Source organism: Bacillus sp. 1735sda2 (genome assembly GCF_024159245.1).
GTDB lineage: Bacteria > Bacillota > Bacilli > Bacillales > Bacillaceae > Bacillus > Bacillus pumilus_O.
This window is the reverse complement of record NZ_JAMYWZ010000001.1, coordinates 3,497,680-3,509,166: the sequence shown is the minus strand read 5'-3', so window position 1 is coordinate 3,509,166 and position 11,487 is coordinate 3,497,680. Positions and strand designations below refer to the sequence as shown.

General features: G+C 34.6%; 8 protein-coding genes. 6 read left to right on the top strand and 2 right to left on the bottom strand.

The features are described from left to right. Window positions 1–10 precede the first annotated feature (10 nt). Both NKR21_RS18405 and NKR21_RS18400 read right to left on the bottom strand, forming a co-directional pair. Window positions 11–1,198: a CDP-glycerol glycerophosphotransferase family protein gene (locus NKR21_RS18405; protein ID WP_144455432.1), complete on the bottom strand. Its 1,188-nt coding sequence runs from the start codon at window positions 1,196–1,198 to the stop codon at window positions 11–13. Window positions 1,199–1,209: 11 nt separating this feature from the next. Continuing rightward, window positions 1,210–1,980: a WecB/TagA/CpsF family glycosyltransferase gene (locus tag NKR21_RS18400; RefSeq protein ID WP_012011462.1), complete on the bottom strand. Its 771-nt coding sequence runs from the start codon at window positions 1,978–1,980 to the stop codon at window positions 1,210–1,212. A gap of 369 nt (window positions 1,981–2,349) precedes the next feature. On the opposite strand from NKR21_RS18400, the gene tagD reads away from it, so the two are divergent. The 6 genes from tagD (at window position 2,350) to NKR21_RS18370 (ending at window position 11,485) form a co-directional block, all read left to right on the top strand. Beyond that, complete coding sequence (gene tagD, locus NKR21_RS18395) at window positions 2,350–2,739, top strand: glycerol-3-phosphate cytidylyltransferase (protein ID WP_008343212.1); 390 nt, start codon at window positions 2,350–2,352, stop codon at window positions 2,737–2,739. A gap of 119 nt (window positions 2,740–2,858) precedes the next feature. Beyond that, a complete protein-coding gene (locus tag NKR21_RS18390) occupies window positions 2,859–4,862 on the top strand; it encodes a glycosyltransferase (protein WP_144455434.1) in 2,004 nt (667 codons plus the stop codon). A gap of 87 nt (window positions 4,863–4,949) precedes the next feature. Continuing rightward, window positions 4,950–7,205 (top strand): CDP-glycerol glycerophosphotransferase family protein, encoded by a 2,256-nt coding sequence (locus NKR21_RS18385; RefSeq protein ID WP_144455436.1) that lies wholly within the window; start codon window positions 4,950–4,952, stop codon window positions 7,203–7,205. 214 nt (window positions 7,206–7,419) lie between these two features. Then, complete coding sequence (rfbA, locus tag NKR21_RS18380; RefSeq protein ID WP_012011459.1) at window positions 7,420–8,304, top strand: glucose-1-phosphate thymidylyltransferase RfbA; 885 nt, start codon at window positions 7,420–7,422, stop codon at window positions 8,302–8,304. A 19-nt stretch (window positions 8,305–8,323) separates the two neighbouring features. Then, window positions 8,324–9,385 (top strand): dTDP-glucose 4,6-dehydratase, encoded by a 1,062-nt coding sequence (gene rfbB / locus NKR21_RS18375; RefSeq protein WP_012011458.1) that lies wholly within the window; start codon window positions 8,324–8,326, stop codon window positions 9,383–9,385. A 96-nt stretch (window positions 9,386–9,481) separates the two neighbouring features. Next, window positions 9,482–11,485: a CDP-glycerol glycerophosphotransferase family protein gene (locus NKR21_RS18370; RefSeq protein WP_012011457.1), complete on the top strand. Its 2,004-nt coding sequence runs from the start codon at window positions 9,482–9,484 to the stop codon at window positions 11,483–11,485. Window positions 11,486–11,487 lie beyond the last annotated feature (2 nt).

Sequence of the window (11,487 nt, the reverse complement as noted above, 5' to 3'; positions counted from 1 at the left end):
TCCGTGCTTCCTATTGAGAAGCCGGACGTTTTTTGTGTAAGAGCTGCTGTTCAATAAAGGATAAGAGCTGCTCACTGGACCTTCCCTCTGAATATTGATTCCATTCCTCGGCAAAGGTTTTGATTTGTCTTTGGTGATCTGATTCTTTTAGATGAAGGAGCTCCTTCAAGAGCATGTTTTGAGTGACACAAGCCTTCCCAGGAATGATGTCCTCATACCGATCGACTAAACCGCGCTTCTCTCGATAAGTGTCTAAGTCATAGGTGAAGAATAAAACGGGCTTTTCAAGCAGCGCATATTCAAACACAATCGATGAGTAATCTGTGATCAGGATATCGCACGCACGAAGCAATGGATAAAGCGGCTGATCGGATACATCAAATATCCATTCATCGTCTGTTTCCGCCTTCGCTAAATGCTTGACCGCAGGATGTAGCTTGACGAGCAGAATATAATCGCCGTTTAGCTCTGTTTGCAATTGCTCCTTTGAAAAAGGCAGGACAAGACCGTCCATTGCAAAGTCTCGATAGGTCGGCGCATAAAGCAGGATTTTTTTCCCTTTAGGAAAATCATTCGGCTTCAAGGAAGGCTGGCGTTGATCATAATAAACATCTGTCATCGGTACACCCGTTGGTAAAAAACGTTCATCATTCAACCCAAACGAAGACTTGAAAATCTCACGCATATGATCTGAGCCTGTAACGATATAATCGAAAGACGCATAGACTCGTTTAAACCGTTTGATATCACGAGGACTTCGTTCCGAATTCGATGCATCCTCAAGACCAAATTTTTTCAACGCCCCATTGGCATGCCATACTTGAATACAAGTGGTAGAAGGACGTTTTCTGAGTACACTTGTCATGAGAAAGTAATTATCTGTCACGACAACCTTGCTTTTAAACATTGTATAAATACATTGAATGAGATGGAGAGGATTTTTTTCATGAAAATAGCGAAATGACAAATGAGACGTGTCCTTTTCTATCGCAGAAGCATGCTTCGTGTAGAGGACAGTGAGCTTCATCTTCATGTTCGCCTGTTGTTGATAAGTATCAATAAGAGCAGCTGCATTCTCTTGAAATGAAACAAGCAGCGTCACCTGGTTTTCCCGTGGTTTCACGCCGCTCATTAGCCATCCAATGAAAGAAACGAAAGCTGCATAGCCTGAAATGATCATTGAGCGTATAGTTCTCATTGGTCAGTCTCTCACAGCTGCTTCGTCTGATCCTTTACTTGCTCAGGATAATAACGTTTTTTCCCTTTGTTTTCTTTCAATACGGCAAAAGCGTATTTGGGAATATTCAGCATTCGTTTCCATCTCCATGGATTCACAACAAGTCTGTACAGCCATTCTGTATTTGTTTTAATCATCCAGCGTGGTGCACGCTTCACCGTTCCGCTAAATACATCAAAGCTTCCGCCTAAACCGATGCAAACAGCCTGCGGGAATAAATGACGGTATTCATAAATAAAGTTCTCCTGATTTGGATAACCTAAAGCAACGAATACCATATCGGCTTTCGAGCGAGCGATTTGTTTTGCTACGAAACGTTTATCGGCTTGATAGCCGTCACAGCTGCCTGCAATGACCACATTTGGATATTCCGTATCAATTCGCTGTTTAACAGCCTCAAGCACTTCTTTTTTTGCTCCATATAAAAAGATACTTTTAGACTGCTTGTTTGCTAGATCAAGCATAGACATGAAGACATCAAAGCCAGCAATTCTTGACTTCAGCGGACTTTGTGTCAAACGTGACATCAACACAACGCCTACACCATCCGGCAGAACATAATCCGCAGAAGAGACAACTTGATGATACGCATCATCCTTCATAACAGCATAGCCAATCTCTGGATTGACTGTCGCAATCATGGCGCCTCTTCTTTGAGAAATATGATGGTGATTCATATAACTAATAAATTCATCTAGGTCGCCGTTTACATAAGAAAGGTTAGAGACCACTTCTGTTTGCATTGTTTAGACCTCCTTTTTTATCTTGGTATCTATGAACGTTCATTGTAAATTCATTCTTCGTCTACTCATCATTTTATCACAGATGCTCCATGAAATATTAACAATAACTTTACAAACCTTTAAATTTCATGACATTTTCATCAATTCATAATGAGGCTGCTGCGAGAAACATTGATTCTTCGGACTTTCGCTTCTGCACCCAATAAATTGGAAATAGTTTGTCTTTACATTTTCTTAACCTTTCATAGGCATTGTGATATAATGAGGTTCCGAAGAGCGAAAAAATGATCGATGATTATAGGATTACGGATAAACATTATTGCATGAAAGCAGTCAAATAAGGAACGAAGAAAGGAGTTTATGTTTGCAATGAAGAAAGTTATTACTTACGGTACATTTGATTTATTACACTGGGGGCACATTAAGCTGCTTGAACGTGCAAAGCAGCTTGGAGATTACTTAGTGGTGGCCATTTCGACAGATGAGTTTAACTTACAGAAATCAAAAAAGGCTTATCATAGCTACGAGCATCGAAAGCTCATTCTTGAAACGATTCGTTATGTAGACGAAGTCATTCCAGAAAACAGCTGGGATCAAAAAGTCCGTGACGTGCAAGAGCACGATATTGATGTGTTTGTCATGGGAGATGACTGGGAAGGTAAATTCGATTTCTTGAAAGAGCATTGCGAAGTCGTGTACTTGAAAAGAACAGAAGGTATCTCGACAACACAAATTAAGGAAGAAATTGCAGGACTTTAATTATTTAAGATAGTGCTTCTTATCTTTTGGTGAGAAGTGCTTTTTTATGTTAACATATCGGTTAAAAATTTATTTAAATATCGACGGAATAATTGGACAACAATGAAAGGTTGAGTGTTTTGATCCAAACATGGTTTAACAAGCTTAGAAAAAAGACACATGAAGATAATCAAAGTCAGCCGCAACAACAATTGCAAATTCCTGATATGGAGTATTACTTTATTACTGGAAGAATTAAAGAAAAATATGGTGGTATGACGAAGTCGTTATTACTACGTGCGAACTTATTTGGATTAAAGAATATTTCAACCCATTTTTTAACCTTTTCATATGATCAAGAATTTTCTCAGAAAGTGAAAGGGATCTTTGACAAGCAAATAGTCGATCCTAACGTGACGAAAATCCAAAATATGTATGAAGATTTCCTTATTCCAAATTGTTCACCAAAGGAACAGTATCAGCCAACTTATCACGCTGGCAACAATAAAGGGTCATTTGATCATGAAGATCCATCGGTTCGTATGATTAGAAATGAAAAATCAAATCAAATTGAGATAGTTGATTATTTTCATCCAAATCAGCAATTGGAGAAGCGAGAGGAATATAACTCCCAAGGGCAGTTGCATAAAGTTTCCTATTTCTCTCAGGAAACGGGCAAAGTCTATCGAGAACTATTCATTTATGAAAACACTCATATTTATATGAAAAAAAGATATGCTGATCTTAAAGAAGAAGCTAAAAGTAAATTGAGAGACATCATTTGGTATTCCGAAGAAGGGATAAAAACCTTTAAAAATGAAAAAGAATTAAGACAAGAGTGGCTTACAACTATTCAGTATAAAAATGATCGGAAAAAGCTCTTTTTAGTTGATAGCCGGAAGCAGGATAAGTATGTGTTCCAATTGAAAAAAAGGAGTTCATCTTATTTCTCAGCAATCATTCACAGTAAACACTATGAAAGAGAAAAGACGGAATTACGTTCTGATTATAATGAATTATTTACTCAAGTAAGAAAACAAAAAGTAGATGCCGTCTTTTTTATCACTGAAGAGCAAAAAACAGACGTAGTGAAACAATTTGGTCATCAAAATATATTCTTTTTAACACCACATACATTAGATCGTTCGTCGCATCAAGTACAAGATCACTATACTGCTGATCCGAATAAGGTACTGATGATGGCGAGATTGACCAAAATAAAAAATGTCATAGATGCCATACGTTCGTTTGAATTTGTGATAAAGGAAGTACCGAATGCAAGGCTTGAAATCTTTGGTTCAGGACCTCAAGAAAAGCAACTAAAACAAGAAATTAAAAGATTAGACTTGGGGAATAATGTCTTCTTGAAAGGATTCACTCAAAATCCTGATGCTGAATTTAGAACAGCTAGAATGTCCCTTTCTACCTCTATTTTTGAAGGCTGCCCATTGTCAATCATGGAATCAATCGTTAACAATTGCCCTGTGATTACCTATAATTACGATTATGGTGCTAGCACGCTTGTGAAAAATCAGTTTAATGGATTTGTTGTTGAGCAGTATGAAGTGAAACAGTTAGCTAACAAAATCATTGAATTGTTGAAAAATGATGAACAGTATCAGATTTTTTCAGAAAATTGTCAGGAGACTGCAGAGGTATATTCAATTCCCAACTATTATGAAAACTGGACAACGGCACTTCATAAAATGATAGAAGTGCGAGAAAAAAGAGACCAAATTCAAAAAATGATGAAGTCTATTCATTTTAAATTAGTGGAAATTGATGTTGAACATCATATTCTTTCCTTGGATTTGCACATAGAAGGTGCTATTGAAAAACGAAAAAAGGTTATATTAGAACTTGTCGGTTATGATCGGCATAACCATGCCGAGTTATTCTCTAAAAAAATCGAAAATTTAAAGGTCTCCTTTCCAATTGGACATGCATCCATACAAGCTGCATTGAAACGGAACAAAACGAAATATGTTGATTTCTATATTAGAATGAGAGACGCAGAATACAATGAAAACATTAAGCGTTTACCAATTGCCGAGCATCTGCTCAATGAAAAAGATGTATCAAAAGTTGACGGTGTTTCTTATAAGACAATTAAAGGGAATTATTCTTGGAAGGTGAATAAATAATGAATAGAAACTTTTAATTATCATATATCGTGTTATAAGTACGACAATAAACTTTAGATTTCTATGAACAGAGGAGATAAATGATTAATGATTGAAGAAGCCGTTCAGAAGAAAAGTATCGTTGAGTGTTTAAAGAACCACGATCAAAAAATAGAAATTTTGTTGAGGATAGATGATGATAGGCCATTAGAAGGTCGATTATTTTATTTACTCATGAGAGAAAAGGTCTCAAAGCAGGAAGTATACCTTCCTCTTAAACATCTAGTGGAAAATCAATTTCAAATAGAGCTTCATGAAGATTCTTTCTCGAATAAAATGGAACAAGGGCAAACGTACAACTTATATGTGACGGATTTTTCTGAGATGCTGACTGATAGTAGTGAGAATGAAGATGAAACCGAAGACTCTTCATATGATTCTGAGGGTGATGACGAAGAGGTTGAATTGGAGGAGGAAGAAGACCAATTCACAAGTGAAAACAACCAGTATTATAAGTGTCGTCTAAGGCTAGATGTGGAGATGCCTGAACTCTGTTTCATAGAAAATAAAAGTGCAATGCTCCTTGCTGTACCATATCGTACGGATAAAGGTAATGCTTCTATTAAGATCAAGAGAGAAATGAAGGTCAAGAAAACGAATCAGATATCACTTAATGAGACCAATCTCCTTACTATAAGTGGATATTGTGGTGTCATAAGTGCTGAGCACTCTTATCGAATCAAAAACATTCAAATTCTGTTTAAAAGGGGCGAAGTGGAGCATCGGTTCCCCGTAAACTATCAGCGAAAAAGTGATGTGGATGGTTATAGAACGGATGGGGAGATCCCGGAAATATATCCATTCAACGTTGAAGTTCCTTTAGGAGGATTAACTTATTCTACAGATAAGAGATATATCTATAGAATGTATTTAGAATTTATATGTGAAGTTAATGGAACAGAAGAGACTTTAACAACACCATCTCTTGTGTTTGGAGATCGATCTATTCAACTAAAGGGACTCGTCCAAATACAAAAGCAGAATAATGTCCCAATTCGATATGAGGTGTATCGAAAGAAAAAGAGACGACAAACGCTAGGCATTCGAATCAATGATTATACAATGAAGACTCGTGTGAAGTACTACGTCAAAAGCAAGTGGAAGAAGTTCAAAAAGCAAATCGGTAAAATAAAGAAAGTCCGTAACCGTCTTGTGACAAGTACCTTCAAAACGACCTTTCAGCTTGCGAGCAAGCTGTCTGTGAAAAAGAAAACTGTTGTTTTTGAAAGTTTTAATGGAAAACAATTTAGTTGTAACCCGCGTGGGATCTATGAGTATATGAAAGAAAATCATCCAGAATATACGTTGATCTGGAGCGTGAAAAAAGGGCATGAAGCACCGTTTAAGGAAAAGGGCATCTACTATATCAATCGTCTGTCATTGAAATGGATTTTTGCAATGGCAAGAGCCGAATATTGGGTCGTCAACAGCCGTTTACCTCTATGGGTTCCAAAACCAGAGCATACAACATACTTGCAGACATGGCACGGTACACCGTTAAAACGACTGGCGATGGATATGGACGAGGTGCATATGCCTGGAACAAACACGAAGAAATACAAAAAGAATTTCACGAAAGAAGCATCGAATTGGGACTACCTCATATCTCCCAACGCTTACTCGACTGAAATCTTTACACGTGCCTTCCAATTTCAAAAGACCATGATTGAGTCAGGATATCCGAGAAATGACTTCCTTCATAATCAAAACAATGAAGAAACGATGAGAGCACTCAAACAAAAGATGAACCTGCCACTTGATAAAAAATTGATCTTATATGCTCCGACATGGAGAGACGATCAATTTTATAAAAAAGGGCAGTACAAATTTGATTTAGATCTTGATTTGCATGAGATGAGAGCTGCACTTGGAGATGAATATATCATTATTCTGCGCATGCACTATTTAGTTGCTGAAAACTTTGATTTAGGACCATATGAAGGCTTTGCCTATGACTTCTCTCATTACGAAGACATTAGAGACCTTTATATGATTTCTGATCTGCTCATCACAGATTACTCATCTGTGTTCTTTGATTATGCAAACCTCAAACGTCCGATGCTATTCTATGTGCCAGACATCGAAACATATCGTGACAAGCTGAGAGGCTTCTACTTCGACTTTGAACAAGAAGCACCTGGACCTCTTGTGAAAGAAACAGCCAGCGTCATTGACTGGGTAAGAGAAACAGAACAGCCGATCTTTACTTTGCCAGCTTCATTCGCACCGTTTTATGAGAAATTCTGTTACTTAGAGAGCGGGGAGTCTTCGAAGCGGGTTGTTGAAGATGTGTTTGAAGAGTAAATAATGATAAGCACTATTAAGGGTTAATGAATCAAAACGTAAACCACCTTGATAGTGCTTTTTTGGTTTGATTATTTAAAATTGTAATTTATCCTCCAAGATAATGTTAACTTTGTATTGGGTATATGTTATTATAAAGCTTATATTCAAGTGAAAAGAAGCTATTTTACTAGAACTTTTGACATTCATAAGTAATTTTTATAGGAGGATTATCTTGAAAGGAATAATTTTAGCAGGTGGTACAGGCTCAAGGCTATACCCTATTACAAAGGGTATTTCTAAACAGCTAGTTCCAATATACGACAAACCAATGATTTATTATCCATTATCTGTTCTTATGCTTAGTGGAATTAAAGAAGTTCTTATCATCACTACTCCAAGTGATTTAGAACAATTTAAACGTCTTTTGGGAACTGGAGAAAACTTGGGGATACACTTGAGTTATAAGGTGCAAAGCGAGCCTAAAGGTCTTGCAGATGCATTCATCATTGGAGAAGAATTTATTGGTGAAGATAGTGTATGCCTAGTGCTAGGAGACAATATATTTTATGGTCAAGGGTTGACTGAAATATTAAACAAAGCAGTGAACTTAAGGACAGGTGCGCTTATTTTTGGATACTATGTTAAAAATCCAGAAGATTATGGAGTCGTACATTTTGACAATGGCGGTAATGTTTTAGGTATAGAAGAAAAACCTAAACAACCTAAATCTAACTATGCTGTACCAGGTCTCTACTTTTATGACAATAAAGTGATTGATATAGCAAAAAGTGTGAAGCCTTCTGCAAGAGGTGAGATTGAAATCAGCTCTATTAATGAGTGTTATTTACAACAAGGCAAACTAAAGGTTGAGATTATGGGTCGAGGAATGGCTTGGCTTGATACTGGTACACATAAAAGTTTACTCGAAGCAAGTAATTATATTGAAGCAGTTCAAAATAGACAAGGTCTCTATGTTGCATCATTGGAGGAAATTGCTTACCGCAAAGGGTATATAAACGAAGAACAACTTTATCGCTTAGCATTACCTTTATCAAAAACTGAATATGGAAGTTATTTATTAGATTTAGCTGAGAATAAAGAAGTCATTATTAAATAAGAGTATGAAGGAGAGTATGATGAAAACTTACCTCGTTACAGGTGGAGCAGGCTTTATAGGATCTAACTTCATTGCATTTTTGTTAGATACATATAAAGATATTAAAATTATCAACTTAGATAAATTAACGTATGCAGGAAATCTTGAGAACTTAATAAACTATGATGGTTTTGAAAATTACAAGTTCATTAAAGGTGATATTAATGACTCGGTTTTATTGAATGAAATTTTTGAAAATAATGAAATTGACTATGTAGTGAATTTTGCAGCCGAATCTCATGTGGATAGAAGTATTGAAAACCCTAGCATTTTTGTTGAAACTAATGTACTTGGTACACTTAATTTGTTGAACACAGCTAAAAAGTTTTGGCAAAAAGCTGAAGATATATATATTGAAGGAAAAAAGTTTATTCAGATTTCTACAGATGAAGTGTATGGTTCATTAAGTAATGAAGGCTATTTTACAGAAGAGACACCTTTAGATCCACATAGTCCATATTCAGCTAGTAAAGCCTCAGCAGATTTATTGGTTCAGTCATTTTTTGATACGTATAAATTTCCAGTAAACATTACAAGATGTTCTAACAATTATGGGCCATTTCAATTTCCAGAAAAATTAATACCACTTGTTATACATCAATGTATTGAAAAAAAACAAATTCCGATTTATGGTGACGGATTGAATGTAAGAGATTGGCTCTTTGTAGAAGATCATTGCAGTGCAGTAGACTTAGTTATAAAGAACGGTCAGCTTGGCGAAGTGTATAATATTGGTGGACACAATGAAAAAACAAATATTGGTCTTGTGAATAAAATTATAGGTTATTTAAATGAAGAGGTAGATGAAAACATAAACAAAGAATTGATCACCTTTGTGAAAGATCGAAAAGGTCATGATAGACGTTATGCTATTGATCCAACGAAGATTGAAAAAGAGCTTCAATGGAAACCGAAGTATCATTTCGAAACTGGAATTATAAAAACAATTGATTGGTATTTAGATAACTCTGAATGGCTTAATAATATTTTAGATGATGAATATAAAAAATACTATCAAAAAAATTATGGGAAATTAAATTAATATATCATTTAGCAGCCCTATTCAGCAGTTTGGATGGGGAATTTTACTTTTTTAATGATGGGAAATGCAAATGAGATGGGGTTATGATGATTAAATATGGATATTAAAAAACTATTTAAAAGAATATTTAAGTCAACTATAGATAAACATAAAGTAGAAATTCAAATAAAAGAAAATACTCTCTTTTTTTCTGTTAATAATTTAGGATTTTTTCCTGCTGACAAGTATATTATCCTGAAAAATAGAGATACTGGTAGATTTTTGAAAAGTAAAATTAAAAATAGAATAGCTATTTTTAATCTGAAGGATATAGCTGAATTTGGTGCACATGATACTTTTGATGTATATATTAGTCTTAGAATACACAGTAAATATATAAGGAAAAGAACCCCTTTTAGTATGGGTAATCAAGGTCTTAAAACATATTCGGAAGATTTGAATTTAAAAGCTAAAAGTTTTAAGACAAAAAATGGTTATTTATCTTTCGATTTCAAAAAGAATAGTTTTTCACAGAATATAAACACTTTAAAAAGTGTCGGTTCAAATTTCTATATCGAAGGTGAAGTAACTCAATTTTCAAATGATTATCAAGTAAATCAATTAGAACTAATAGCTGTAAGAAGAGATAATAAAAAATCATTCGGTTACTCAATTAATTTTTCACATGAAGGGAATAAGTATAATTTTAAACAAATTATTATGATAGATAAATTAAAACAAGATTTAGACCTCAATAGTAGGTGGGATTTGTTTTTACAAATCAGAGATAATAATCGGAGAATTTGTTATAAAGAGCTAATAGATATGACAGGCTATACTGATTTTTCAAAAGAAGAAGATAGATATTTATTAGAAAATGACTTCAAAGATAAGTATAAACTCATTGTTTATGTAACTATGGGAAAGGAAAGTTTGGCATTTTGGTTTACCGATAATGAGCAATATTTGAAAACTTACAATATCGCTAGAGGAAAAACGGTTTTTAATAATGTTTGTGAGCAACAGCCATTGAATCAAAAAATGGTATTCTTTGAGAGCTTTTTAGGGAAGAGTTATTCAGGAAATCCCAAATATATTTATGAATACTTGATAGAAAATGGATATGATAAAGAGTATCAGTTTGTGTGGTCCTATCAAGGAGAATCTGAGATACCAGGAAATCCTATTATAGTAAATAGAGAAGAAGAAGATTATTATAGGTATCTGGCTCTCTCTAAGTACTGGGTTAGTAACATTATTTTTCCTGTCCATCGAAAGAGGGAAGGTAATGTGTATATCCAGACATGGCATGGAACACCCTTAAAACGATTGGGATACGATATAGAAGTAGATGGGCCAGAAAAAATGGCTAGAGAAAATTTTTATTTAGAATCTCGTAATTGGGACTACTTATTAGCAGCAAACGAATACTCTAAAGATATCTTCCAGCGGGCTTTTAAATTCGAGAAAGAAATACTATTAAATGGTTATCCATCTAATGATATTTTTTATAAGAATAATAAGCAAGAAAGAATTGAATCGATCAAAACAAGATTAAACATCCCAAAAAATAAACAAGTAATATTGTATGCACCAACATGGAGAGACAATGAATTGAGCGGATCTTGGAATCATTCTTTTGAATTGAAATTCGATTTAGAACAGTTCCAAAGAGAATTTGGTGATGATTATATACTAATCTTACGTATGCATCATTTAATCTCTGATAATTTAGTTCTTAGTTCAAGTAAACATTCATCAATTTTTGATTTATCTAAATATGATGATATTCAAGAGTTGTATTTAATTTCGGATATTTTGATTACTGATTATTCTTCTGTATTTTTTGAATATGCAAATAGTAAAAAGCCAATTTTGTTCTATGCATATGATTATCAACTTTATAAAGAAGAAATTAGAGGTTTTTACTTAGATATGTACAAGGAATTACCTGGTCCTGTGTTAGAGGATCAGCAACAGTTGTTCGATGCTATAAGAAATATTCATCACATTAAAGACGAATACAGCGAAAAATATAATGAATTTTACCAAAAATACTGCGATCTTGAAAAGGGAGATTCAGCCAAATTAGTTAGCGAAACTGTGTTTGGAAATCAATAATT

Coding starts and splice junctions, on each gene's coding strand:
- NKR21_RS18405 (WP_144455432.1), bottom strand. CDS start 1,198: ATGAGAACTATACGCTCAATGATCATTTCAGGCTATGCAGCTTTCGTT.
- NKR21_RS18400 (WP_012011462.1), bottom strand. CDS start 1,980: ATGCAAACAGAAGTGGTCTCTAACCTTTCTTATGTAAACGGCGACCTA.
- tagD (WP_008343212.1), top strand. CDS start 2,350: ATGAAGAAAGTTATTACTTACGGTACATTTGATTTATTACACTGGGGG.
- NKR21_RS18385 (WP_144455436.1), top strand. CDS start 4,950: ATGATTGAAGAAGCCGTTCAGAAGAAAAGTATCGTTGAGTGTTTAAAG.
- rfbB (WP_012011458.1), top strand. CDS start 8,324: ATGAAAACTTACCTCGTTACAGGTGGAGCAGGCTTTATAGGATCTAAC.
- NKR21_RS18370 (WP_012011457.1), top strand. CDS start 9,482: ATGGATATTAAAAAACTATTTAAAAGAATATTTAAGTCAACTATAGAT.